We start from the raw sequence: 26348 nt of genomic DNA, 5'->3' as shown, positions 1-26348 counted from the left end.
TAAGCGACCACGAAAAACACGGGGTTACAATACGCCGGATGAGCTATTTAAAGGTACAAAAACTCATTTACTTCGTTTATAACGATGTTGCACTTAATATGTGAATCCAAGATGATCTGCTTATTTTCATTTGTCATGTAAATCTGAATAATTCTACTTTACAGACATTAAACAGATTGTATACATTTTTAAAATTTAATTAATTCAAATTTATTTGATTTATTTGTTAGTTTATAAGAAAGTATTATAATAAATAAAAATTTAAAACATTAATTTCTTTAATTACATGATTCGCATAATAACTATAATTTCAAAAATACTTGCATTTATATAATAAATTCATTCATGAAAGTACCTGAGTAGTCATCTTAAGAATTTCTTCTCTCAGGAGAAACTCATCTCTGAAAATTGTGGTTCTACAAGTCATTTGTATGTTGAGTGATTTATTGAATTAATTGATAATATAACGGTAAGTTTGATGTATACCACCGCACAAATTGTGGCTTATATCTGGGAATGCTAGCAGATTGTTTTCACTATGGTAGGAATAGCGAAATAACTACATTACCATGGTTTCAGTTACAAGAAATTGATTAAGATTCCTCATGTTAGAAGGAATGTACATGGCCTGTAGTGCCAAACTGATTGCCAGCCAGAAAGAGTTTCTCGTTTAATAAAACCACACTGACGCGCTGCACTTGTCTTCTCCATGTTACCGGGCTAATGCATTAGCCCGGTAACATGGAGAGCTGAAAAAACACTAGCCAAAAAAGATTTTTCCTCCTCATCAACTCCTCATTTTTCTCCTCACTTTTTGTTTTCCTCACTGCGAAAACAGGTGAGGAATTCATGATTTTTTATCCTTAAAAATCAATATGATTAGTGCTCCTCACTTTTTCTGTATATATGCAAGAAAAGTGAGGAAAACGGTGAGTTGTAAAATCCTTCTCCTCACCACTCCTCACTTTTTTACTCATTTTTTAATTTTCATTATTCTGGTTAACAATGGTGAGTTCCTGCCCGTTGCGGGTAATCAACTTTTCTTGCTCTAACTTGGTCAACCAGCGGCTGAAATTCTTCACATTCACGCCCATAGCTTTTAAATCATCACGGACAAGGGTAATATTGCAAGGTTCTCTCAGAGCAGTGCGCGACCGGATGCATTGCCACAATGCTGTGTGGTTATCGGTTTTATTGGAAATATGACCGATGTCTTCTTCTTCAACCGGATCACGTGGCCTGTCAATCAGAGCCAGTGACGTAATATCCTCACCGTCTTTATCAGTAAAAAGCTCCACCACGCGCATATCATAGGCTTTGGTTTCCGGTTCTTCGGCATCTTTCATTTTGGTACAGGTGATAACCAGCGCACCGCCTTTTTTTCCTTCCCGGTTGATCCGGTATTCAACATCCAGCGCAGCACGAAAGGCACTGGAACCTCTAGCCCCTTTGCTTTCATCCTTGCCTGAATGGTGAACCACGAGAATGCTTGCCCCTGTTTTGGCTTTTAATTCATCACAGCCCCGGACGAACGCACCCATATCTTTTGAATCATTTTCATCAGCCCCACCAAAACAACGAGCGAGGGTGTCCAGAATAATCAGGCGGACAGGTTTACCTGTTTCAGCTTCAACCTGTTGGGCGGCAATCACCAGTTCATGCACTTCGGCAGGCGAGGCCGGAAATACTGGGGTGTTGATCAGATACATATTTTCAACAGCCTGACCATTGACGATTTCCCATGCTTTGATGCGCCGGGGTACGCCGATCCCGCCTTCACCGACAACGTACAGTACAGAACCCTGCGCAACCTGTTTTCCTGCCCATGCCTTACCTGTAGCAATATGACAGCCCCATGCGCCCGCCAGAAAACTTTTGTATGATCCACTCGCTCCGTAAATGCTGCATAGGGAATGCGCCGGAATAATACCTTTAACCACGTAGTCTAACTGGGTATCAAAGCCTTCTGAGCCGATTGATAGTGGTAATTTTGTTTTGCGATTAGGGTAAATGCTTTCAACATTGTCATAACGACGGCTTTCTATTGTGTGACGGTTCATTGGTTTCCCTGCCTGATATAACCCGTTACTGAATGCCTGCTTTGTTACTTCAATGCCGTGTTGTTGCCGATAATCGTCCCAATCAGCTTTGATATTATCCGGTGGCAATGTGACCCAGCCATTAACCGCAAGAGCCGCTTTTTCTGCTGAAATTTTGCCAATATTTGTTTTGGGTTTGCCGTTTTTCTCCAATTCATCGGGATGATACCAGTCATTATCTGCTGCAATAATGATTTTCGTGTCAGGCCAGCGTTCCCGAACGGCTTTTGCGACAGAATACAAATTGCCTGCATCCAGTGCCGCCAAAACAGTACCTTTATAAAGTTGGTTAACCGTTAGTGCCGTGGCATAACCTTCGGTAATGATCACCGTGTCAGGTTGCTCTCCCAGTTCTGACAACGCAATAAACGCGCTTTTTTTCTGGCTGCCGGACAGTAATTTTTTCTCACCATTGGGTTTGATAATCTGCGCACCTGTTACTTTTTTATCCAGTGTTGTCAGAGCCAACACTGCCGAATTATCAGGCAACAGTCGTTGATTAGGATAATGCAGCCCTTTTGTCGTCAGATAGGGAGATTGCCCGATGACAGCTTGCGCCATCAGTGCCGCCACTCTTTCGGCAATGGGCTGTGTTGGATAGATGGTTTCTTTGGCGGGCTTGAGTTCCAGTAAAGGCAATGCCTGCACGTTAGCAACCACTTTTGCTGCTTCAAGAATCGAGATCCCATTGGTTCTAGCCACTAAATCCAGCCCATCACCATAGTTCGGCGCATCACACTGGCGACAGTACCAGTTGCCGTGATGATGGTCGTCGATAAAGTGAAAGCGGTCAGTGCCGCCACAAACCGGACAGGCACCATGTTTACCTTTTGCCGGAACAGTGATGCCACAGGCAGGCAGCAGGTTTTGCCAGGAATACATGGCGGAGGTTTTTACGGTTTGGATCAGGTCAAGCGGTTTTGGGATATTTGATGTTTTTTGAACTGTAAATTTAGGGCGAGTTTGGGTATGCTGTGTATCAGCCATCATTTTTACCTTGCTTAATGGTTGTTGGTGATACGCCTCAGATGTGTTCTCAGCACACTGGGGCGTTGTGTTTTATAGTACGTTTCTTATGTCATAGTTTTTTCTGCGTTATGCCGCTCGCGATTCCGCGATCCGCTGAACAATCCAGTTATCAATTTCAGCTTCAATAAAGGCGATGGAACGTGGGCCGATTTTGACCTGTTTCGGAAATTCACCATCGCTAATCAGTTTGTAGATCCACGCTTTGCTATAACCTGTTCTGCGCTGCACTTCCGGCAAACGAATCAGGCTGGTTTTCAATGCTGTCATTGTCATATTAATTCTCCTGTTACCGAGTCCCTGAGCGCTCATTGTGGACGTTGCTTGATGACAGGCGGATTATTTAAAAAGCAAGATTAAATGAACAGCGTTAATTGTTTTTCTCCCGATGAAAATTAACGGGTTGCAAATTGTACTAGAGGTTTTTTCTGTCACGCAGCGGTTTGGCGAAGTCATACGGTGTAATGGCCTTTTCCCGGTTTGCATCCAGATAATCCGCCCACCACTGCACCATCAGCCGCCGTTCGTCCAGATATTTAGACGTATGAATATAGGCTGCCCGGACGTTGTTGCGTTCGATATGACTGAGCTGGCGTTCGATGGCGTCATCGCTCCACAGGCCGGATTCCCCCATTGCGCCGCGCGCCATCGTGCGGAAGCCATGCCCGCAGACGTCGGTTTGGGTGTCGTAACCCATCGCCCGTAATGCCTTATTAACGGTGTTTTCACTCATGACTTTCGCGGAGTTATGATCACTGGGGAACATCACTTCGCAGTTACCGCTCAGTGCCTGCAACGATTTGATAAGCAAAACAGCCTGACGGCTCAACGGTACAAGGTGATCGGTTTTCATTTTCATACCGCGCTCAGAAAAGCGAACGCCTTTAATGGGTTGCCTTGTGGCTGGAATCTTCCACACCGCATTTTCAAGGTCGATTTCCTGCCAGCGGGCAAATCTCAGCTCACTGGAGCGGACAAATGTTAGCAGCGCCAGTTCTACCGCGATCTTGGTCAGTAAGCGCCCGCGATAGGAAGATAAGCGAGCTAAAAAGTCAGGCAAGTATTCATGGGGCAGTGCGGGATGGTGACGGGATTTTGTGGTGGTGAGTGCGCCGGCCATATCATTAGCTGGGTTGGACTCCAGAATATCATTCTGGACTGCATAGCGCATGATAGCTGTGGTGCGCTGCCGTAGACGTTGAGCAATATCATGTTTGCCCTGTTCATCAATGGCCTTGACCGGAGCTAAAAGCTGGCTGGTACGTAATGTGGTAATATCGCGGGAGCCGATATGCGGGAAAATATACTGCTCAAGGCTGCGCAGCACTTTTTGACGGTGGCTGTCGCTCCAGCGTTTGTTACTGGCGTGCCATGCACGGGCGACCTGTTCAAAGGTATTCACTTTGGCAGGCGAGGGCGCACCTATTTTCTCAGCTTTGGGATCAATGCCTTGTGCCATCAGCTTTTTGGCTTCATCGCGTTTAGCACGGGCATCAGCTAATGATACCGCCGGATAAACGCCGAACGCCAGACGGTCTTCTTTCTTATCGGTGGGGCGGTAATACTTCATTCGCCAGTATTTCGAGCCACGAGTAGTGACTTCTAAATAAAGACCGCCGCCATCGGCGAGTTTGTAGGTTCTTTCTTTGGGTTTTGCAGTTTCGATTTGCCGTGCGTTTAGTTTCATTATTAAGGGCATTCCTGTAATCGAACGGTAAGTGCCCCGAATTATGCCCTTCGCTGCATCTTGATTGCAACAGACGAAACTAGACGTAGAAATAGATAATAGTGTTGATTTTGCTGGATTTGACAGGAATTGTTTTACTGGGCTGGACTTCACTGGAAGTTGAAGTGGTGCCCGGACTCGGAATCGAACCAAGGACACGGGGATTTTCAATCCCCTGCTCTACCGACTGAGCTATCCGGGCTAACGGGGCGCATTAAACCGTATTCAGCCCAATCCGTCAAACACTTTCTGTGAAAAAATCATTAAAATTGATTGTTCGCTGTATTTTTATACCAACTTAGTGTGGTTATTCAGCTTGGGCCGCTTTTTATTAACTTAACGCCCCATTTTTTCGGCATTTTGCGATGGTTATAATATCCTCAGCCAGCAGTTTTGCCGTCAGGACATCTTCAAGATCTCTTTTCACGAGTAGCTTACTAAGACATCCTTCAAGGATAAGTTCCATCTGTTTGGCGATTTGTTGAACATCTTCAATGTCGAGTTGCTGCAATAACTCCGTTGAATAATGGAAGGAGTTTTGTTTTTGCAATTCTGCCAATTGATGGATCGGATGGTCTGCATCAGGGAAAGTGCTGCAAGCTGCGATGAACAGGCAACCCGGATAACGCTGTTCCTGTACTTTTTCCTTGAGAGCATCAAAGCGGGCTAATAATTTTTGTTCAGGGGTCAAATCTTCATCCAGCAGGATTTGGCGTTGCCAGATCTCAATCTGTTGGCTGTGGTAGCGTAAGCAATCGTAGAGCAGGGCCTCACGATCAGGCCAAAAATGTTTTATATGGTCAATATCAATATTCAGGGGAGTTAAAAGTGTCTCCAGTGTTGCTGACAGGCCATGTTGTTCCAATAAGTTCAGGGCATGGCTAAGCACATATTCACGTTGCACGGTGGCTCTCCTTCCAGATTATTTTTGTTGTAAATGCTGTATTTGCTGCACATGCTGGTTAAAACGTTCTGCATTCATAAATCCATTGACTCGTGAATCGATTAACTCTTTTCCTTGAATATCAAAGAACAAGATAGTGGGCAGCCCTCTTACCTGCAATTTGTGTAGTAATTCTTTCTGTTTTGGCCCGTTATCTGTGACATTTGCCTGTAACAGGAGGAATTGACTCAATTGTGCCTGTACTTGTGGATCACTGAAAGTATATTTTTCGAACTCCTTGCAGGCCACACACCAGTCAGCATACAAATCCAACATAATTGGCTGATGACGATTTTCGGCTAAAATTTGGCTTAATTCTTGCCAGTCACTGATTTGTTGGAATTTTATTGCTGTCTTTTGCTGTTCTGCCGTAGGCGTTCCCCACATCCAATCTTGCAAGGGGCGTGAAGCGATAAGTGCCAGAGCCAGCAAGAGAATTTGTAAAGTACGTAGCCAGCCGTTTTTGCTGTTTAATGTTAATGCGAAAGCCCATCCTAAGAATGCAACCGCCAGCATACTCCACAATTTGATGCCCCATGTGTCACCAAGAACGCGCTCCAGTAAGAATACCGGCAGAGCCAGAATAATGAACCCGAAGGCTTCTTTAACGTATTGCATCCACGGGCCGCTGCGAGGCAGGAGTTTGTGGCCGAATAATGTGACAGCGATAAGCGGTAACCCCATACCCAATGCGTAAAGATAAAGAGTCAGACCGCCAACCAGCGTATTACCGCTTTGGGCGATATAGAGCAAAATGGCGCTGAGTGGTGCAGTAGTGCAGGGAGAGGCTATCAATCCGGCTAAGGCACCCATGCTAAATACGCCAATATAAGAGCCGCTTTGCTGTTTGTTGCTCCAATCCACCAAACGAGTTTGGACAGAAGAAGGAAGTTGTAGGTTATATAGCCCGAACATTGACAGGGAAAGCAAAATAAATAGCACTGACAGCCCGATCAAAATGTAAGGGCTTTGCAGGGCAATCTGAAATTGCAGACCCGCAGCCGCGACGATTAATCCAAGCACGGTATAAGTAAGTGCCATTCCCTGAACGTAACTTATGGCGAGCCAAAATATTCGTTTCAGGCTTTCGGGGCGTTTCTGGCCCAGAATAATGCTGGAAATCAGAGGATACATGGGCAGTACACAAGGTGTAAAAGCGATGCCAATACCAATCAACAACGCCCATAATGGGGAAAATGGAACCTCATGTTCTTTGGTTTGGGGGCTTTCCTGCTGGGATACTGCGGTTTCATTATTTGATTGGTCTGAAGCAACCACTACTTGTAATGGTACGCTTAATGTTTCAGGAGGATAACAATAACCCGCCTCTGCACATCCCTGATAAATTATCTCAAGAGAAGCGTCATTGGTGGCGGATAAAATAGGAACATCAATGCGCGCTGATTGAAAATAAACTTCACTCTTCCCAAAAAACTCATCCTCATGATCTATTCCCTTGGCATAAACAATATCACCCAATGAAGCTTGCTTGGGAATAATCCTGAATTGTTTTCGATAGAGGTAGTAACCGGGTTTGATATCCCAGTTCAGTGTGAGTTTATTTCCTTGTTGCTGAAAATCAAACATAAATGCCTGATCAGCAGGAAGGTAGAGACTTTGCCCCGGTTGTTCAAACAGTGCGTTGGCTTTGATAGGAGAAAAAGCGATACCGCTGAACAGCAGAAACAACATGAGAATACGTTTCATCATAAGTAATCTTTGGCCTGCCTGTATCGTTGAATTGATTCGTAAAATTTATTTAGTCAGCACTATAACCGATGATGCTCATAGCAGAAAGCCACTTGATTAATATTAATACAATGCTGTTTTGGGGGGAGAAAAAAGATTTTTACGATGGAAATATCTCAGGGGCGTTATTGCCCCTGAGATAATATTTCCAAATGTTCGATCGATGAATAAAACTACAAGATCATACCGCCAAACAGAAAGCCGAATGTGACAGCCAATACAACGGCAATGGTTCCCGGAATAAAGAATGGATGGTTGAAAACAAAACGCCCAATACGCGTAGTTCCTGTATCATCCATCTGTACCGCCGCAACTAATGTCGGATAAGTTGGCAGGATAAAGAGACCGGAAACCGCAGAGAAAGAAGCAATCGCGGTTAATGGCGTAACATGCAGCGCCAGTGCCATTGGCATCAGAGCCTTCGCTGTGGCTGCTTGTGAATAGAGCAACGCTGAACAGAAGAAGAAAATGATCGCCAACAGCCATGGTTGGGCATGAATCAGGCTTCCTGCTGTCTCTTTGATCCAGTCAATATTAGCCTGTACAAAAGTATCTCCCAGCCATGCAACACCCAAGATACAGATACATGCACTCATGCCCGTTTTAAAGGTACTTGAGTTCAGGATGGCATCGGTATCCACTGAGCAAATGACGGTGGTGAGGGTGGCAACACTGAGCATGATGATGAGAATGGCATTGGTGGTGCTCATTAGTGGTTTTTCAACCAGACCAACGCTTGGGCTGTTGATAATGGCATAGATAACAACACTAATAACTCCCAGCAAGAACAGGAGAACAGACAATTTTGCTTTGGGTTTAATTTGAATTTGGCTGGCACCGCGCATTTCTATCAGATTATCCGCAAGGCGCTTTTGGTAAATTGGATCATTAGACAGTTTGGAATCAAAAAGCCATGAAATAATGAATGACATCAGAATGATGGCACAAAACGTTGCGGGTAGTAACACCATCAGCAAATGAATATAACTGATGCCTTGCTCTTCCATAACTGATGCCATGTAAACAACTGCCGCAGAAATAGGGGAAGCCGTGATCCCGATTTGGGCAGAAACAACAGCAGTGGAGAGTGGCCGGCATGGCTTGATGCCCTGCTCTTTGGCGACTTCTGCAATAACGGGCAATGTTGCCAATGAAATGTTTCCCGTACCGGCAAATAAAGTCAGAAAATAAGTGACGATAGGTGCCAGTATGGTGATGTATTTCGGATTCCTTCGCAGTAATTTTTCAGTTTGCTGAACTAAATAGTCCAGCCCTCCCGCCACTTGCATGGCAGATATTGCTGCGATAACAGCCATGATAATGGAGATAACATCAAATGGAATATGGCCAGGTTTAACACCAATGGCTGCAAGGATTAATACGCCAATCCCCCCTGCAAAACCAATACCTATTCCCCCTAATCGTGCCCCCAGAAAAATGGCCAGCAGAACAATAACCAATTCTACGGCTAACATGTTACGTACTCCTTAATTTATTTGATCTTATGAAAACTTATGGTTAATACTTTGTGTTTGCAGACAATTAAAAAGGCACGCTTCCGGTTGGAATGGCGTGCCTTAATAATTAAGACGAACTCGTTATTATAAACATTTAATCAGTCATCAAAACGTTTTGCTTTATAAGTTGGATGTTTTAGGTTCTCAACGGAGAAAATATCATCTAACTGAGCTTCAGTCAGCAAGCCGCGCTCCAGCACAACTTCACGAACGCTCTTACCGGTTTCAGCACAGATCTTGCCCACGATATCGCCATTGTGGTGACCGATGAATGGGTTTAGATAAGTAACTATACCAATGGAGTTGAATACAAATCTTTCGCACACTTCTTTATTGGCGGTAATACCGTTGATACACTTCTCAACCAGATTACGGCAAGCGTTGCTCAGGATAGACATAGATTCAAACATGGCCTGACCAATCGCGGGTTCCATGACGTTAAGCTGCAACTGACCGGCTTCTGCTGCCATAGTGATACAGGTATCGTTACCAATGACTTTAAAGCAAACCTGGTTAACAACTTCTGGTACAACCGGGTTAACTTTAGCTGGCATGATTGAAGAACCTGCCTGCAATTCTGGCAGGTTGATTTCGTTAAAACCAGCGCGAGGGCCGGAAGAGAGCAGGCGCAAGTCATTACAAATCTTGGACATCTTAACAGCCAGACGTTTCAACGCGCTGTGAACCATCACGTAAGCACCGCAGTCGGAAGTCGCTTCGATCAAATCTTCTGCGGGTTGGCAAGGTAATCCTGTGACTTCGGCCAATTTTTCAATGACTAATTGTTGGTAACCTGGCGCAGTATTCAAGCCAGTACCGATCGCAGTTGCGCCGAGGTTCACTTCCAGCAGAAGTTCTGCCGTGCGGGCGATGTTTTTGATTTCTTCTTTCAACAAAATAGAGAAAGCCCGGAATTCTTGACCCAGTGTCATTGGAACAGCGTCTTGCAATTGGGTACGTCCCATCTTCAGGATATCGTCGAATTCAGCGCCTTTTCTGTCGAACCCTGCTTTCAGCAACTCAATAGACTCAATTAATTGCATCAGTGAGTTATAGACAGCAATACGGAAACCAGTAGGGTAAGCATCGTTGGTTGACTGGCTTCTGTTCAGGTGATCATTCGGGTTCAGGTACTCATATTCGCCTTTTTTATGTCCCATCAATTCCAGACCGATATTCGCCAGTACCTCATTGGTATTCATGTTCAGAGAAGTACCTGCGCCGCCTTGGAAGACATCAACAGGGAATTGGTCCATACATTTGCCAGTGTTGAGGAGTTCATCACAAGCTTTGACAATAATATCTGCAACTTTTCCTGGAATAGTATGGAGTTCTTTGTTTGCCAGTGCCGCAGCTTTTTTCACCATGACCATGCCACGAATGAACTCTGGGACATCGTTGATAGTACGGTCACTGATATAAAAGTTTTCAATCGCACGCAGAGTGTGAATACCATAATAGGCATCAGCAGGGACTTCTCGTTTACCTAACAGGTCTTCTTCGATACGAATGTTGTTTGACATGAGAACCTTCTTAAAGTTGGATACGTTTTTTACTGTTCTATTACGTGTTTGTTTAGAATAATGTTGCCGGCGACAATTGCCTTGATATTAATCACTTATCATGGAATTGTGTGCGCGATCATATGTGGATTTATTATAAATGCCTTGAACCTGGATCACTTTATAGTGCTATTTTATTAATGAAATCACATATGTGTGATTGAAGTCACGATTACAGAGATGGAAAGTCAACTTTCTGAAGTATTGAAAACTGTTACTATCATCCCCACATTATGTGATCTAACGCCATATTGTGTGTATCTGACACAATATGAATGATAAATATTGTGATGATCGATATTTACTGCGACAAACAATAAATAGTGTGAACGATAAATAATGAAAGGAGAACCGCGTGCGCTGGCTCCCACTTATTCTTATATGCCTGCTGGTTTACATTGAGTCTGTCCTGTTTGTCCGGATTGCCTCTGAAGTTGGGGTCTTGCTGACTCTGCTGCTGGTTATTCTTACTTCTTGTCTTGGTGTGTCTCTTGTACGTAACCAGGGCATTAAGAATTTTATGTCTATGCAGCAAAAAATTGCAGCGGGTGAAAGCCCTGCCGAAGAAGCCATCAAAAGTGTTTCTTTGGTCCTTGCGGGATTCTTACTGATCGTGCCCGGTTTTTTCACTGATTTTCTCGGGTTGCTGTTGCTGCTGCCGCCTGTACAGAAGCTTCTGACGGCAAAGCTGTTGCCCCATATCAATTTTTACCGTCCCAATGCCTTTTATGGTTCAAATAATCATAGTTCGGGTTCGAATAATCATGGCCCGAACCACCAGAACGGGCAGACCTTTGAGGGAGAGTATGAGCGTAGGCAAGATGACGCTTCCTATACATTGGGTGGTCAGAAACCAGATGATCAAAAAAATCATGATGAATCTGGCAGTGAACACAACAAAAAATAATGGTGTCTGCTTGGTCTGGAATTTCAATGGGTAATAAAAAAGTAAAATATTTTTTGTCGCCACCCTTGAAGTACCGATCTTAAGCCCCAACTTGTAGCTTCATGGTACTGGTTCTGTTGGGTTCTGGTATCAATCCTCTTACCTGATATGGACTTTATTTATAGGAGATCTATCAATGAACATTCGTCCATTACACGACCGCGTTATCGTCAAGCGTACAGAAGTTGAATCAAAATCCGCTGGCGGGATTGTTCTGACTGGTTCTGCGGCGGGCAAATCCACCCGTGGAGAAATTTTGGCAGTTGGCAATGGTCGCATCCTTGAAAATGGGGAAGTGAAAGCGCTGGATGTAAAAGTGGGTGATACCGTCATTTTTAATGAAGGTTACGGCGTTAAAACAGAGAAGATCGATAATGAAGAAGTATTGATCATGTCTGAAAGCGACATTCTGGCAATTGTTGAAGCGTAATCTAGTCCCTTGCGCTTAGATCTTCTTAATTGAGAATTTAAAGGAAAGACACAATGGCAGCTAAAGACGTAAAATTTGGTAATGATGCTCGTAGCAAAATGTTACGCGGTGTGAATGTACTGGCTGACGCAGTTAAAGTCACTCTGGGCCCTAAAGGTCGTAACGTAGTTTTGGATAAATCTTTCGGTGCACCTGTTATCACTAAAGACGGTGTATCTGTAGCACGTGAAATCGAATTGGAAGACAAATTCGAGAACATGGGTGCGCAGATGGTTAAAGAAGTTGCCTCTAAAGCCAATGATGCGGCAGGCGATGGTACTACTACTGCAACAGTACTGGCTCAATCGATTGTCACCGAAGGTCTGAAAGCTGTTGCTGCTGGCATGAACCCAATGGATCTGAAACGCGGTATCGACAAAGCAGTTATTTCTGCCGTTGAAGAGTTGAAAAAACTGTCCGTACCTTGCTCTGATTCCACTGCTATTGCACAGGTTGGTACAATCTCTGCAAACTCCGACGAAACTGTAGGTAAACTGATCGCTGAAGCGATGGACAAAGTCGGTAAAGAAGGTGTAATCACCGTTGAAGAAGGTACTGGTCTGGAAGATGAACTGGATGTTGTTGAAGGCATGCAGTTCGACCGTGGTTACCTGTCTCCTTATTTCATCAACAAACCTGAATCAGGTGCTGTTGAACTGGAAAACCCATACATCCTGTTGGTTGACAAGAAAATCTCTAACATCCGTGAACTGTTGCCAGTTCTGGAAGGCGTAGCCAAGGCAAGCAAGCCTCTGGTTATCATCGCTGAAGATGTTGAAGGTGAAGCGTTGGCAACTCTGGTTGTTAACAACATGCGTGGTATCGTGAAAGTTGCTGCGGTTAAAGCACCAGGCTTCGGTGATCGCCGTAAAGCAATGCTGCAAGATATCGCAACTCTGACTAACGGTACTGTTATCTCTGAAGAGATCGGTCTGGAGCTGGAAAAAGCGACTCTGGAAGATCTGGGTCAGGCAAAACGTATTGTTATCAACAAAGACACCACTACCATCATTGATGGTGTAGGTGAAGAAAGTACAATTGCTGCTCGTGTTACTCAAATTCGCCAGCAAATCGAAGAATCCACTTCTGACTATGACCGTGAAAAACTGCAAGAGCGCGTAGCTAAACTGGCAGGCGGTGTTGCTGTTATCAAAGTAGGTGCAGCGACTGAAGTTGAAATGAAAGAAAAACGCGCTCGCGTTGATGATGCTCTGCACGCAACTCGCGCAGCAGTAGAAGAAGGTGTTGTTGCTGGTGGCGGTGTTGCACTGGTTCGTGTTGCTGGCGCTATCGCTGGCCTGACTGGTGACAACGAAGATCAGAACGTTGGTATCCGTGTTGCAATGCGTGCAATGGAAGCGCCAATGCGTCAGATCGTAGACAACGCAGGTGAAGAACCTTCTGTTGTTGTGAACAACGTGAAAGCAGGTAAAGACAACTACGGTTATAACGCTTCAACTGAACAGTACGGCGACATGATCGAAATGGGTATCTTGGATCCAACTAAAGTAACCCGTTCTGCACTGCAATTCGCAGCTTCTATCGCTGGCCTGATGATCACCACCGAAGCGATGGTGACTGAACTGCCTAAAGATGACAAAGCTGACTTAGGTGCAGCTGGCGGTATGGGCGGCATGGGTGGAATGGGCGGCATGATGTAGTGCTGTTCATCCTGATGATGGAATTGCCCATCCGTTAGGACAACACTTTGAAGGCGAGCAGGAAAAACTTGCTCGCCTTTTTTGAGGGAAGTTATGCGAATTAAAATTTTAATTGGTGCGTCAGTATTATTATTGGCAGGATGTACAACGAATCATCAGTTAACCTCCGCTGGCGCTAATGTGCAATTTGTGGAGACTCAACCGGGCAGTGAATGCCAGCGGTTAGGTGAAATTACCGGTACGCAAAGCAACTGGCTCAATGGTGTTAGCGGCGAGAGCAGTTCTATGCGCAGTGCAGCCAATGACTTACGCAATAAAGCTGCTGAAATTGGTGGAAACGTCATCTATGGCGTAAACAGTCCATCGGAGAATTTGCTGGGTAGCTTTGTACCTCTTGATAGCAAAATGGTCGGTCAGGTCTATAAGTGCCCTTAGGCATTAATGGCAGAAAAATAAAAGAGATAGCCCCGTAGAAGAGATGGTGTTGTCTATCCGAAGTGGATATAAAAATCGATGGGGTTAGTGAAAAATAAGTTTGGGCAATGCTCAGAAAAAACGTTTTGAAATAGCCATAATGACATATACGTTTGGTTTCTGGCGCTGCCCATTCTGAAAATCTTCAATGATGAAGTCAGCCCGCTCAGTGATTGATGGGCACTAATTTTGTTTTAACTCTAAATCCAGAGGCGTTTTGCTTGGTTCTCCCCCGATTTCCCTTGTCAGACAAGGCACTAAGTAACCGGATATCTTTGACAATAATTCCCGCATAATGGCTTTTGCTTCTCCATCACTCACAAGAAAATGGGCAGCACCTTGAACTTTATCCAGAATGTGGATGTAGTAAGGCAAAATACCTGCATCAAATAGCGCGTTACTTAAATCAGCCAGAATATCTGCATTATCATTGACATCACGTAGCATCACACTTTGATTTAACAGAGTCACACCAGCTTGTTTCAGCCTCATCATACTTTCCCGGAAGGCATCATCAATTTCATTGGCATGGTTGATATGGGTGACCATGATCACTTGCAAATGGGTTTGTGCTAAACGGTTACACAGTGAAAGCGTGATTCTGTCAGGGATAACAACTGGCAAACGCGTGTGGATCCGCAGCCGCTTAATGTGTGGGATAGATTCAATGTGACTGATTAACCAATCCAGCTCATGATCTTTTGCCATCAGAGGATCACCACCGGAAAAGATAATTTCATCAAGCTCAGGGTGTTGAGCGATATAATCCAGAGCAAGCTGCCAGTTGTTTTTATTGCCCTTGTTATCTTCATAAGGGAAATGACGGCGGAAACAATAACGACAATTTACCGCACATCCCCCTTTGACCAATAACAAGGCGCGATTGTGGTACTTATGCAATAAGCCAGGTACAACACTGCATTGTTCATCTAATGGATCGGTGGAGAAACCAGAAGGCGTAGCAAACTCTTCCCGGGAAGTCAGGACTTGCAATAACAGAGGATCTCGGGGATCGCCCTTTTTCATTCGTGCTACAAACGCTCTTGGCACACGCAGGGGAAATAAACGCTTTGCCTCATTACCTTCTTTCAATATGGCATGCGTGTTTAAAGACAATAGTTGCAACAATTCATTCGGATCAGTAATAACATCCGCAAGTTGTTTTAGCCAGACTTCTCTGACAGGGTGAATATGGGTTATAATGTGTGCCATTTTTTTGGCTAAGCCATTTTGTTAAAAATTAGAGGATCTCCATGGCTACTTATAGTACCAATGAATTCCGTTCAGGTCTTAAAATCATGTTAGATGGCGAGCCGTGCGCTATTCTTGACAGCGAATTTGTTAAACCAGGTAAAGGACAGGCATTTGCCCGTGTCCGTCTTCGTAAACTGATTTCTGGTAAACTGCTGGAAAAAACTTTTAAATCAACAGATTCTGTTGAAAGTGCAGATGTCATGGATGCCAACCTGACTTATTTGTACAACGACGGTGAATTCTGGCATTTCATGAACAACGAGACTTTCGAGCAGTTAGCTGCGGATGAGAAAGCCGTTGGTGACAATGCAAAATGGCTGATCGATCAGGCAGAATGTATTCTAACTCTGTGGAATGGCCGTCCTATCATTGTAACTCCACCAAACTTCGTTGAGCTGGAAGTGGTTGAAACCGATCCAGGTCTGAAAGGCGATACCGCTGGTACTGGTGGTAAACCAGCAACCCTGAGCACGGGTGCTGTGGTAAAAGTGCCTCTGTTTGTGCAGATCGGTGAAGTCATTAAAGTCGATACCCGTTCTAACGAATACGTTTCTCGCGTTAAATAATCGAGCCCGTTATTCTAGAGAAACCGCAGCCTCTTCGTCCAGAGGTTGCGGTTTTTTGTTGTCAGCCGTTGGTCGCCATCATTGCAGCAGCCAGATCGGATAGCTATAATTCAGCTTCATTTCTTATCGTTATTCGGGACGACTCGGATAAACGTCATCTCATTGGGGACGACCCCACTTGTCATCATATAAAAAGGGAAAGACATGTCTTGGTTGATCCTTCTTATTGCGGGTTTGTTAGAAGTGGTGTGGGCGGTAAGCCTGAAATATACGCATGGTTTTTCACGTCTGATTCCGAGTCTAATTACGATCGGTGCGATGGCTGTTAGTGTAGGGCTATTGGCCTATGCCATGAAAAATCTGCCCGCAGGAACCGCATATGCAGTGTGGACAGGCATTGGTGCAGTGGGAACGGCAATTTTTGGCATTATGGTACTGGGAGAATCAGTGAATTTCGCCAGAATTTTGAGCCTTGGCTTGATCGTTGCGGGTATTATCGGTTTAAAACTAGCGAGTTGATGTTTTATAAATGGATCGGTTTATAAATGAACCCAGCACTGCGCTGGGTTCTATTTTTGATTATTTTCTTTCATAGCGCGAAGGCCATATTTCTTCTGGCGTGCGCTCTAATGCTGTCGCGATAAGACGTTCGCCTTTCGGCCAATGTCGTTGTAGGGCATTGGCAAGGGTTGATGATGCAAGCCCTGCCTCTCGTGATACTTCTGATAATGTTGTCCCACGTTTTTTCAATTCAGCAATAATATCAGCGGAATGCCAGTCTTTTTTTTCCATCCTTAAGATCTCCAATTAGCTATCGTTTTTTCAATTAAAAAGTAAGTTATTAAACAGTAGACTATAAGTCACACATCATATCATAACTCAAATTGAATAGTGACTCATAGTCCGTGGTCGGATAAGTAACACGAATCGATACTTATCGGATGAAAACATCGAACAACATCAGATCCCTTTTTGGGCAAAGAATTAGATATCTCAGGAAAGAAGCAGGGATGTCGCAGGAGGCTTTTGCCGATAAATGTGGATTAGATCGAACTTATGTCAGCGGTATTGAACGCGGCGTCAGAAATCCTACCTTAGAAATTATTTATGTGATTGCCAATGGATTACAGATTGAACTGAATGATCTGTTTGATTTTAAAACAATGCTTCCGCCTCATTAGGGCTAATTATCGATAGCACTTCTCTGCAATAAAAAACGTCATTCTTTCTTCTCCTTCATCATTCAATTTATTGACTACGATCTGAATGATGAAGGCGATCCTCAATTTTGCTCGTGATTGTTTGTAACTTATATTCTTTTTTTAAATATGATATGTGTTTTTGACATATTATGAAGTGCTGCTGATGGGGATAAGACTTGTTGAATAGAATTTCCTTTAACCACTGAATCAAGGGGCCGTCTCAATGGTCAAAGGATATATTCGCATGATGATTAAGCGGGCTCTTCCCGAACAGACTTATGACTTGTAAGTTCAATAAGTTGTTTCGCCAATGTTTTTCAACGCATCGATCACTAATTGCCAAAATTTAGCTTGATCCAATTTAACGGCAACTTGTGTGTGGCAATCTTCAGGCGGTGGAAAACGGAAATCTGCGACTGTCATTCCTGTTGTTAAGGCTCCGGTTAGCTCAATATTGACGGGGACTTTTTGGGTCGTCATAACAGTAGGGTCGATCACATAGGCCACCGCACAAGGATCGTGAACCGGAGGATAACCAAATCCTTGGCTCTCACGATACCTGTCCCCATAAAATTGGAGTGCATCCAAAACGAATTGAGCAGAATGTGTTTTAATCTGGGCAATCTTCTCAATAACTTCAGGCGTCGCTTGAGCCTGATGAGTGAGATCTAAACCCACCATTGTCAGAGGCCATTTTTCATTAAAAACAATGTGTGCGGCTTCCGGATCGATCAAAATATTAAATTCAGCAACAGCGCTTCTGTTACCTTTGTGGTAGCCGCCTCCCATCAATACCACTTCTTTCACTCGCTCGACGATCTGCGGAGCTTTGCGTGCAGCCATGGCGATATTCGTCAGACCCGCAGTCGGAACCAGAGTGACGCTTTTAGGCGGATTTTCCATAATCACATCAATGATTAAATCCACTGCATGACGGGCATCCAACCTCATTGCTGGTTCAGGCAGAATAGGGCCATCCAGGCCAGTCTCGCCATGAATGTCCGGTGCTGTTTTGATCTCCCGAACGAGTGGTCGATGGCATCCTGCTGCGAAAGGAATATTGCTAATATTGGCAATTCGGGCAACGCACAGCGCATTATGGGTTACTTTATTCAGAGTTTGGTTGCCAACGACGGTCGTTACAGCCAATAGTTCAATATTTGGATTTCCGTGAGCAAGCAAGAGAGCAATGGCATCATCATGCCCGGGATCGCAATCAAGGATAATTTTCTTGGGTAGCATATTTGTTCCTTTTAGTGATTATGCCTTTCATCTTTCAGGCGGCTGTTTTGGTTACAATCCGAAACTTATTAGGCACACATGCAAATATCCCTTTCAGAATAATTCAGTATTAAAAAAATTCCTCTTCCATCTATCACAAAATGAAAACATAAAACTCATCATTTTTTAATGAATATTTTAATAATTGTGATTTGATTAACATGAAAACAACAAACAATTTGAGCATTTTAAGTACATGTGATTCATATATACCTTGAGATGAAATGCACAGACAGCGATTTGACATATTATTATTAACTTATTAATGTTTTTGTTGGTGTGCTTGTTAAACTTTTGTGAATACACCTAAATAATCAATGTTCAATAAATATGATAAATCTCCCTGAAAAAACAGAATAGCAATGTAACTGGATGTATATCATCAGGGGATAGATACACACGGGGTATAGCATGAATAATAAACTTGATTCATTAACATACTATGCGGCAACTAAGAAATATGATCTCCACTTTCCAATGCTGACAGAAGATTTGGATGTTGATGTCGTTATCATTGGTGGGGGATTCTCTGGTATCAATACAGCATTAGAACTCGCTGAAAAAGGGATCACCAATATTGCTATTTTGGAAGGCCGGACTCTGGGGTTTGGGGGGACAGGTCGTAATGGCGGGCAAGTGATGACAGGTATCGGTCATGACTTGGATAAGATCAAACGCCATGTTGGTGAGAAAGGTCTGGAAACAATATTCAAAATCAGCAGCTTGGGAGCCAGTATTATTCGTGACCGGATTGCCAAATATGATATTCAGGCAGATTTTTGTCAGGGTTATGCTTATCTTGGCTGGAATCCACGGCATGATAAAACCCTGCGGGGCTGGCTGGAAGGCTTCCGTGCCGCTTCCCCTGATGAGGAAATCGAGCTTTATACAGGGTCTGATGTCAAAAAAGTCATTGGGTCAGATCGCTATACCAGTGCATTGAAACATATGGGTGGCGGTCATGTTCATTCACTCAATCTGCTTTTAGGCGAAGCTAAGGCTGTCTCCGAATACGGTGTTAAAATTTTTGAAAATAGTCAGGTCTTGAATATCGAATATGGCCCGCGGGTCACGGTGCGTACAGCAACCGGCTCAGTTCGTGCCAGCAAGATGTTGTGGGCATGTAATGGCTTCTTGGATGAAGAGCTCGAACCCACTATCTACAGAAAAACTATCAATACGTATGCCTTCCAATTGATGACAGAAGAACTGCCCGAAGAGTTAATTGAACGAATAAGCCCGATTCGCGGTGCATACAGCGATATCAGTCCCGTCATTGATTATTACCGTGTCACTAACGAAAATCGCCTGTTATATGGCAGTGCGACACAGTTTATTGAATATATTCCTTCCGATTTAAAAGCATGGAACCGCAATATCATGCTGAAAACCTTCCCTTACCTGAAAGACGTGAAAATAGAATTGGCATGGGGCGGACCATTATGTTGCAGCGTTAATTTGTTCCCGCAAATTGGTTCCCTGCCTAAGCATAAAAACGTGTTCTATGTTCAGGGGTACTCAGGCTTTGGTGTAACCCCGAGTCATATTATTTGCAAAATTCTTGCTGAAGGAATGAGCGAAGGCTCCGATCGTTATTCACTACTAAGCTCTATTCCACATCTCGATGTTATTGGGAAAGACAGCCTTAGGAATATATTGCTCTCTGGCGGCAAAATTTGGCACCAAACTTCGGGTTATTGGAAAGGACGTCGTTAATCGGATCTCTGTTTAGCATTTTTCCCACGATTTTTTTGAACGGTAACTGTTAAAAGGTAAAAGTCATGATCAAGCCATTATTATTAGATAAAGCCCTTCCTGAATTAATGCCCATTGGCAGTGTCACTAATCTTGGTTCTGTTGTGGTAGAGGGAGATCCGCAGGCGAGTGCGGCCATGATCCACGGAGCACCATCGGATAATCTGACTTGCGGTATTTTTGCCTGTACCAAGGGCAAATTTAAAATGGTCTACCCCTTTGATGAGATGGCAACAGTGCATGAAGGCTCAATAAAACTGACGGATGTCAAAACTGGGGTTACGGTTGAATATCATGAAGGTGACTCGTGGTTTGCGGCAAAAGGGACTGAAGTACTGTGGGAAATCACCAGTGAACGTTTCGTCAAACATTACATGGCTTGTATAAACGGACAAGTGTCTGGCTAGACTGAGGAAGAGATGATGAGTGAAGTTAATTTGCTGGAGTCTGTAACCGCTTTTCTGCGACGTTCTCACGGCCATTATATTAATGGAGTCTCTATTCTTGGTCAGGAAAATGAAACTTTCTCTGTTGTTAACCCCGCAACGGATGAAACGATAGCTACGGTTAATCAAGGAGGAGAGGCCGAAGTTAATCAGGCAATGAAGGCGGCATCAACTGCCTTTCACGGTGTATGGGCAGAAACTTCACCCCTGGAACGGGGAAATTGCCTGAATCGGCTGGCTGATTTATTGCTGAAAAATAGCGAAGAACTGGCACAACTGGAAAGCTTATGTTCAGGCAAACCCATCCAGTTATCCCGCATGCTGGATGTGGGGGCATCTGCCGATTATTTACGCTATTTTGCCGGATGGTCGAGCAAAATCAGCGGAGAAACATTGGATGTTTCATTGCCCTCATTTAAAGGAGAGAAATATACCGCGTTTACCCGCCGTGAACCGATAGGCGTAGTGGTTGGTATTATTCCGTGGAATTTCTCCATCATGATTGCTATCTGGAAATTAGGGGCAGCGCTGACCAGTGGTTGTACCGTTGTGCTGAAACCCAGTGAATATACCCCCTTAACCATGCTGCGTGTGGCAGAACTGGCAAAAGAAGCCGGAATCCCTGATGGTGTGATTAACATCGTCAATGGGTCTGGTGCTGGTGTTGGGTCACATCTGCTGACTCATCCTCTGTGTGCCAAGGTCACTTTTACGGGTTCAGTGCCTACAGGAAAGCTCATTGGCAAATCTGTCATGGAACATGGGCTGTTCCGTGCAACGCTGGAGTTAGGTGGTAAAAATGCGGCTGCTTTCCTGTCGGATATGCCTGTCGAGAAGATTGTTGATGGGGTATTGGAAGCTGGTTATATGAATCAGGGGCAAATCTGTGCAGCTGCGGAACGTTTTTATATTCCTTCTGTTCATATGGATGCGGTTTTGAAATTACTTTCTGAGCGCTTGTCTGCGATGAAAATGGGTTCTCCCCTTGATGAAACGACGGAAATAGGGCCTTTGGCAAATAAAGAGCATTATGAAAAAATTCTGTCTTTGTTTGAAAAAGCGCGTCAGGAGGGGAGTGAAATCGTATATGGCGGCCATGCTGTGGAAAGGAAGGGTTTCTTTGTTATGCCAACCGTGATCCGTGCCAAAAGTGCTGACGATACATTGATGAAAGAAGAAACATTCGGGCCAATTGGTACTTTCCTCAGTTATGACGATGAGGAAGAACTGATTGCCATGATGAATGCAACACCATTCGGTTTATCCGCCAGTTTATGGACTAACGACCTGGGCAAAGCGATGCGTATGACATCTCGCATTGAAGCGGGAATACTATGGATCAACATGCATACGTTCCTCGATCCTGCCGTTCCATTTGGGGGAATGAAATCCTCTGGGATGGGGCGTGAATTTGGCAGCGCTTTCATTGAGCATTATACGGAACTGAAGTCGGTCATCATGCGTTATTAACGGAATGCTGGTTTATTGGTAGAGCGCCATCCGGCCTTTAGCTGCTGTGGCGCTTCATTTCACTTTTCATCTTTTAAAAAATCTTCCTGTCATCAGAATGTCGTCATAGGTTCAAATAACTGTCATGTGACATATCTATTATCCGGGCAACTCAACATGCTGATTTTTCATCTTTGACCCAATGGATTTTAAGGTACAGCCGGCAAGGCTATACTTGAAAGACGACGGGTATATTCATCTGACTGCAAGGAAAAACCTATGTCGCGTAATTATGAAAAAAAGCTGCTTGCTGCTGCCATTACTGTATTGATGTCAGGAGCTGTTATGCCTGCTTGGGCCGCTGGCGATTCAAATCACATTATGGCGCAACAGCGCGCAGCGCAAGGTAATATGACTGAATTTGGTGGTGCGCGCCGTTTGACTCAAGATCAAACTGAAGCACTTAAGGCCGCCCTGAGTAACAACAAAGCGAAAAATGTGATTTTGTTTATCGGCGATGGCATGGGGGACTCTGAGATTACCATTGCGCGTAATTATGCAGAAGGCGCTGGTGGATTCTTTAAAGGGATCGACGCATTGCCATTTACCGGACAATATACTCACTATTCGCTGGATAAGAAAACGCAAAAACCCAACTACGTGACGGATTCAGCGGCGTCCGCCACCGCATGGTCAACGGGAGTGAAAACCTATAACGGGGCATTAGGCATTGATGTTTTTGGTAACGCTCACTCATCCCTTTTGGAATTGGCCAAAAAGAACGGTAAAGCAACGGGAAATGTGACGACATCTGAAATTCAGGATGCGACTCCAGCGGCCCTGTACGCACATATCACAAACCGTAAATGTTATGGCCCGGAAGAAACATCAAAAGAATGTCCCACGAATGCATTAGAAAATGGCGGTAAAGGTTCCATAACTGAGCAATTACTGGCAACACGCGCTGATGTGACTTTGGGGGGCGGTGCGAAATCATTTACCCAACAATCAGTATCCGGCATCAATAAAGGAAAAACATTACAACAACAGGCATTGAGTCAGGGATATCAATGGGTAACCGATGCGCAGTCGTTAACTGCCGTCAAAGAAGCCAATCAACAAAAGCCCTTGTTAGGTTTGTTCCATGATGGAAATATGGACGTCGCCTGGGCAGGGCCAAAGGCGGTTTATCACGGTAATATCAATGAAAAGCCTGTGAAGTGCGACGTAAATTCTAAATTAAATTCTAACGCACCGACTTTGCAGCAAATGACAGAAAAAGCGATTGATTTACTGAAGGAAAACAAAAATGGCTTTTTCCTGCAAGTCGAAAGTGCTTCGATTGATAAACAGGATCATAATGCCAATCCTTGTGCGCAGATTGGTGAAACTGTCGCTTTAGATAAGGCGGTACAAGTAGGGCTTAAATTTGCGAAAGAACAGGGTGATACGTTAGTGATTGTGACTGCTGATCATGCACATTCCAGCCAGATCATTGGGCCTGATGCAAACTCGCCGGGTTTGACGCGTTCATTGATTACTAAAGACGGGGCTGTCATGACAGTAAACTACGGGAATTCGGAAGGAGGTAGCCAAGGGCATACAGGAGCACAGTTACGGGTTGCTGCTTATGGCCCACATGCCGCTAATGTTGTTGGACTAACCGATCAGACGGATCTGTTTTTTACCATACGCGACGCAATGAATTTGAAATAAATGAATCTGAACAATAAGGGCAGGGAAATAAAATAGAAAAGTGAAGAAAAGGGAGATAAAAAGAAGGAAAATGAAACAGTGGTGCGAAGGGGGGGACTTGAACCCCCACGTCCGTAAGGACACTAACACCTGAAGCTAGCGCGTCTACCAATTCCGCCACCCTCGCAGGTACTGCCATTTATCCCATTTGTTTAACCGATAGTTATCTGATTTGGTGCGAAGGGGGGGACTTGAACCCCCACGTCCGTAAGAACACTAACACCTGAAGCTAGCGCGTCTACCAATTCCGCCACCCTCGCATATTCAGACACTATTACTTAAACGAATAGCTTGGAGGCGCATTCTAGAGATTTTATGGCTGGCGTCAATCATTATTTAGTGGAAGAAAGAGTGATTGGTGTAAAAATCAGCATGTTGATGTTTTGGCGAAATTGCCTGCTCGTTAAGCTGGAGCAGGCAAAACGGGGAGCCTGTTTAAAGCCTAAGTTACTTCTTTGTTGCTTGATACACTTTGAATTTGCCTGTTTGTGCAAGCACTTCATGTTTGCCAAAGGCACTATCTAACAGAGCAGGATAAGGTAAGAAAGCGTTTGCAACGATCCGCAATTTCCCCCCTGATTTCAGATAGTTTGGTGCCATACGGATCATATCGTCAGCCGCGGTCAAATTAGTTTTCAAGCCATCATGGAATGGTGGATTGGAAATGATCCAGTCGAATTTCTCTTCAATGGCAGAATATACATTGCTGGTGACGACATTGCCTTCCAACTTATTGGCTTTCAGCGTTGCTCTACTGGATGTGATTGCGGCAGCACCGACATCACTCAATGTCAAAGTCAAATCAGGGTTTTTCTTACCCAGTACGCTTGCCAATACTCCTGCGCCACAGGCCATATCCAACAGACTACCGGAAATGGGGGCATTAAAAGTTGAAAGCAGCAGACGACTGCCTACATCCAGATCATCCTGGCTGAACACGCCGGGCAGTGTATTAACAATGACATCTCCCACTTGATAGCTGTTCCACCAGTTATTTTGATCAAACTGAACCTGATTTTTCAGTTGACCATAAAACAGACTGCAACGGCGGGCAGTATCAATTTTATGGAAAGTAGCTATACCTTCCATCAATTTATCAACGCTACGTACGCCACTGCGGTTTTCACCCACAATAAAAAGATCAGTGTTGGGAGACAGAACGGAAAACAGATTACGTAGCTGAAAACGTGCTTCATGCTTGCTTTTTGGCCAATAATAAATCAGCGTATCACACTCTTTGATAAATGTGCTGTCTGCCACAAGGCCAAAGTAAGCATTGTCACCGAGTTGACGAATCAGGGATTGCCAATGGTGGTACTGATTCGTATGCACCCGTACACTTGCAGCTTCGATTTCTGTCGCAAGATTGTCCTGAAGATCACCGGCAAAAAGCAGATGATGGGAGCGGAATTGCTCATGATGGCGCAGGATAACTTCGCTGGCCGGGGTTAATACTGACATCTATGAATAGCTCCTTATAAATCTTTTATCCAAGTATAAATACCAGTGGGCAGTATTGAAATGCCGTACTGATTGGCGCAAAGATAAGCCCTCTGATAATATATTACCTGTTATTTTTTATGGCAGATGGAATAAAACACGATGACGAAGCGTGACAGATTACTCTCCCAGTTGGGGATTACTCAATGGGTTTTGCGTAGCCCGATGGCCTTGCAAGGTGAATTATCTGTCCTCATCCCTGATTCAACCCGTCTATTGATCATTACCCATGATCATATTGACTTAAGTCATTCATTATTTGCTGATATTTTTACAGCCATGGGGATTGATGCCTCATCGGTATACTGCATCACGACAAAAGATGTTGAGCTACTTTCGGAATCAATCCACTGCCCGTACTGGCTGCTGGGGGTTGATATTACCCTATCAATACAAGGGATTTCTTTGAGAAGCCCGGCATTAAATGACTTATCTCTTGATGGGAATGCAAAACGCGCTCTTTGGCAACAAATTTACCATTATGAAGAATATTTCTCTATTAACTCCCGTTGATCTTCCCACAGCATTTCAAATAGAACAGGCCAGCCACGCATTTCCTTGGAGTGAAAAAACGTTTTACTCCAATCAGGGCGAGCGCTATCTCAACTATAAAATAATGTTGAATGACCAGATTATCGGTTTTGCGATAACGCAATATGTGATGGATGAAGCCACACTATTTAATATCGCCATTGATCCTGAATATCAATCAAGGGGATATGGCAGGGCATTGTTAAACCATCTCATTGATAACTTGCCTGAAAAGCAGATAAACACCCTATGGCTTGAGGTGCGGCGTTCAAATCAATCCGCTATCCGGTTATATGAAGATCTGGGTTTCAATGAGGTTTCTATCCGTAAGAATTATTACCCGACTGCGACGGGAAAGGAAGATGCCATTATTATGGCGTTGCCGTTGTTTGGTGGAGTCTCATAAACTTTCATTCATTTATTTTGGTTGATTTATG

General features: G+C 44.2%; 24 protein-coding genes and 3 tRNA genes. 13 read left to right on the top strand and 14 right to left on the bottom strand.

The window, feature by feature from the left end; translation table 11 throughout:
- Nucleotides 1-980: 980 nt before the first annotated feature.
- The 8 genes from AAC854_RS07735 to aspA all read right to left on the bottom strand — a co-directional run bounded on the left by AAC854_RS07735 (nt 981) and on the right by aspA (nt 10583).
- Nucleotides 981-2981, bottom strand: coding sequence for an AAA family ATPase (locus AAC854_RS07735; RefSeq protein WP_340616586.1), 2001 nt, complete (start codon nt 2979-2981; stop codon nt 981-983).
- A gap of 213 nt (nt 2982-3194) precedes the next feature.
- Nucleotides 3195-3401 carry a helix-turn-helix transcriptional regulator gene (locus tag AAC854_RS07730; RefSeq protein WP_340616583.1) on the bottom strand — a complete coding sequence of 69 codons (207 nt, stop codon included), beginning with the start codon at nt 3399-3401 and terminating at the stop codon, nt 3195-3197.
- Between the two features lie 139 nt (nt 3402-3540).
- On the bottom strand, nt 3541-4812 hold the full coding sequence (locus tag AAC854_RS07725; protein WP_340616582.1) for a tyrosine-type recombinase/integrase: 1272 nt from the start codon (nt 4810-4812) through the stop codon (nt 3541-3543).
- A gap of 165 nt (nt 4813-4977) precedes the next feature.
- Nucleotides 4978-5053: transfer RNA gene (locus tag AAC854_RS07720), tRNA-Phe, on the bottom strand.
- A 129-nt stretch (nt 5054-5182) separates the two neighbouring features.
- On the bottom strand, nt 5183-5755 hold the full coding sequence (gene dicD, locus AAC854_RS07715) for a division control transcriptional repressor DicD (RefSeq protein WP_340616581.1): 573 nt from the start codon (nt 5753-5755) through the stop codon (nt 5183-5185).
- An 18-nt stretch (nt 5756-5773) separates the two neighbouring features.
- Nucleotides 5774-7504 (bottom strand): protein-disulfide reductase DsbD, encoded by a 1731-nt coding sequence (locus AAC854_RS07710; RefSeq protein ID WP_340616580.1) that lies wholly within the window; start codon nt 7502-7504, stop codon nt 5774-5776.
- Nucleotides 7505-7716: 212 nt separating this feature from the next.
- Nucleotides 7717-9018: an anaerobic C4-dicarboxylate transporter gene (locus tag AAC854_RS07705; RefSeq protein WP_340616579.1), complete on the bottom strand. Its 1302-nt coding sequence runs from the start codon at nt 9016-9018 to the stop codon at nt 7717-7719.
- A gap of 140 nt (nt 9019-9158) precedes the next feature.
- Nucleotides 9159-10583, bottom strand: coding sequence for an aspartate ammonia-lyase (gene aspA / locus AAC854_RS07700; protein ID WP_340616578.1), 1425 nt, complete (start codon nt 10581-10583; stop codon nt 9159-9161).
- A 394-nt stretch (nt 10584-10977) separates the two neighbouring features.
- Between aspA and AAC854_RS07695 the strand changes: the two genes are divergently transcribed.
- The 4 genes from AAC854_RS07695 (at nt 10978) to AAC854_RS07680 (ending at nt 14133) form a co-directional block, all read left to right on the top strand.
- On the top strand, nt 10978-11529 hold the full coding sequence (locus tag AAC854_RS07695) for an FxsA family protein (RefSeq protein ID WP_340616577.1): 552 nt from the start codon (nt 10978-10980) through the stop codon (nt 11527-11529).
- Between the two features lie 175 nt (nt 11530-11704).
- Nucleotides 11705-11998: a co-chaperone GroES gene (locus AAC854_RS07690; RefSeq protein WP_047963838.1), complete on the top strand. Its 294-nt coding sequence runs from the start codon at nt 11705-11707 to the stop codon at nt 11996-11998.
- Between the two features lie 53 nt (nt 11999-12051).
- Nucleotides 12052-13698, top strand: coding sequence for a chaperonin GroEL (gene groL, locus AAC854_RS07685; protein ID WP_340616576.1), 1647 nt, complete (start codon nt 12052-12054; stop codon nt 13696-13698).
- 93 nt (nt 13699-13791) lie between these two features.
- Entirely contained in the window at nt 13792-14133 is a 342-nt protein-coding gene (locus AAC854_RS07680; RefSeq protein ID WP_340616575.1) for a DUF4156 domain-containing protein, read from the top strand.
- 222 nt (nt 14134-14355) lie between these two features.
- Here the strand turns inward: AAC854_RS07680 and epmB are convergent, their stop codons facing one another.
- Complete coding sequence (epmB, locus tag AAC854_RS07675) at nt 14356-15384, bottom strand: EF-P beta-lysylation protein EpmB (RefSeq protein ID WP_340616574.1); 1029 nt, start codon at nt 15382-15384, stop codon at nt 14356-14358.
- Nucleotides 15385-15425: 41 nt separating this feature from the next.
- On the opposite strand from epmB, the gene efp reads away from it, so the two are divergent.
- Nucleotides 15426-15992 (top strand): elongation factor P, encoded by a 567-nt coding sequence (efp, locus tag AAC854_RS07670; protein ID WP_047963842.1) that lies wholly within the window; start codon nt 15426-15428, stop codon nt 15990-15992.
- A gap of 204 nt (nt 15993-16196) precedes the next feature.
- On the top strand, nt 16197-16511 hold the full coding sequence (gene sugE / locus AAC854_RS07665) for a quaternary ammonium compound efflux SMR transporter SugE (RefSeq protein WP_340616573.1): 315 nt from the start codon (nt 16197-16199) through the stop codon (nt 16509-16511).
- A 60-nt stretch (nt 16512-16571) separates the two neighbouring features.
- On the opposite strand, the gene AAC854_RS07660 is transcribed toward sugE, so the two are convergent.
- Nucleotides 16572-16784 carry a helix-turn-helix domain-containing protein gene (locus AAC854_RS07660; protein WP_047963844.1) on the bottom strand — a complete coding sequence of 71 codons (213 nt, stop codon included), beginning with the start codon at nt 16782-16784 and terminating at the stop codon, nt 16572-16574.
- Nucleotides 16785-16933: 149 nt separating this feature from the next.
- Here AAC854_RS07660 and AAC854_RS07655 point away from each other — a divergent pair, with 149 nt between their 5' ends.
- Nucleotides 16934-17173: a helix-turn-helix domain-containing protein gene (locus AAC854_RS07655; protein ID WP_340616572.1), complete on the top strand. Its 240-nt coding sequence runs from the start codon at nt 16934-16936 to the stop codon at nt 17171-17173.
- A 312-nt stretch (nt 17174-17485) separates the two neighbouring features.
- Here AAC854_RS07655 and uriH read toward each other — a convergent pair whose 3' ends face one another.
- Nucleotides 17486-18436 (bottom strand): uridine-preferring nucleoside hydrolase UriH, encoded by a 951-nt coding sequence (uriH, locus tag AAC854_RS07650; protein WP_340616571.1) that lies wholly within the window; start codon nt 18434-18436, stop codon nt 17486-17488.
- A gap of 450 nt (nt 18437-18886) precedes the next feature.
- On the opposite strand from uriH, the gene AAC854_RS07645 reads away from it, so the two are divergent.
- The 4 genes from AAC854_RS07645 (at nt 18887) to phoA (ending at nt 23841) form a co-directional block, all read left to right on the top strand.
- Nucleotides 18887-20191: an NAD(P)/FAD-dependent oxidoreductase gene (locus tag AAC854_RS07645; RefSeq protein WP_340616570.1), complete on the top strand. Its 1305-nt coding sequence runs from the start codon at nt 18887-18889 to the stop codon at nt 20189-20191.
- A 65-nt stretch (nt 20192-20256) separates the two neighbouring features.
- Nucleotides 20257-20637 carry a cupin domain-containing protein gene (locus AAC854_RS07640; protein ID WP_099115061.1) on the top strand — a complete coding sequence of 127 codons (381 nt, stop codon included), beginning with the start codon at nt 20257-20259 and terminating at the stop codon, nt 20635-20637.
- 15 nt (nt 20638-20652) lie between these two features.
- Nucleotides 20653-22146: an aldehyde dehydrogenase family protein gene (locus AAC854_RS07635; RefSeq protein ID WP_340616569.1), complete on the top strand. Its 1494-nt coding sequence runs from the start codon at nt 20653-20655 to the stop codon at nt 22144-22146.
- A gap of 258 nt (nt 22147-22404) precedes the next feature.
- On the top strand, nt 22405-23841 hold the full coding sequence (gene phoA / locus AAC854_RS07630) for an alkaline phosphatase (RefSeq protein WP_340616568.1): 1437 nt from the start codon (nt 22405-22407) through the stop codon (nt 23839-23841).
- Nucleotides 23842-23920: 79 nt separating this feature from the next.
- On the opposite strand, the gene AAC854_RS07625 is transcribed toward phoA, so the two are convergent.
- The 3 genes from AAC854_RS07625 to rsmC form a co-directional block, all read right to left on the bottom strand.
- Nucleotides 23921-24007: transfer RNA gene (locus AAC854_RS07625), tRNA-Leu, on the bottom strand.
- A gap of 46 nt (nt 24008-24053) precedes the next feature.
- Nucleotides 24054-24140, bottom strand: a tRNA-Leu gene (locus AAC854_RS07620).
- A 187-nt stretch (nt 24141-24327) separates the two neighbouring features.
- Nucleotides 24328-25341 carry a 16S rRNA (guanine(1207)-N(2))-methyltransferase RsmC gene (rsmC, locus tag AAC854_RS07615; protein WP_340616567.1) on the bottom strand — a complete coding sequence of 338 codons (1014 nt, stop codon included), beginning with the start codon at nt 25339-25341 and terminating at the stop codon, nt 24328-24330.
- A 141-nt stretch (nt 25342-25482) separates the two neighbouring features.
- On the opposite strand from rsmC, the gene AAC854_RS07610 reads away from it, so the two are divergent.
- Both AAC854_RS07610 and rimI read left to right on the top strand, forming a co-directional pair.
- Entirely contained in the window at nt 25483-25893 is a 411-nt protein-coding gene (locus tag AAC854_RS07610) for a DNA polymerase III subunit psi (protein WP_099115065.1), read from the top strand.
- The gene (rimI, locus tag AAC854_RS07605; protein WP_340616566.1) at nt 25862-26317 is read left to right on the top strand and encodes a ribosomal protein S18-alanine N-acetyltransferase; all 456 of its coding nucleotides are present in this window, start codon (nt 25862-25864) and stop codon (nt 26315-26317) included. The genes AAC854_RS07610 and rimI overlap by 32 nt, the downstream gene beginning before the upstream one ends.
- Nucleotides 26318-26348 lie beyond the last annotated feature (31 nt).

Origin of the sequence: Xenorhabdus entomophaga (assembly GCF_037996725.1) — a bacterium.
Classification (GTDB): domain Bacteria; phylum Pseudomonadota; class Gammaproteobacteria; order Enterobacterales; family Enterobacteriaceae; genus Xenorhabdus; species Xenorhabdus khoisanae.
The sequence above is the reverse complement of the archived record's forward strand: the minus strand, read 5'-3'. Positions and strand labels throughout refer to the sequence as shown.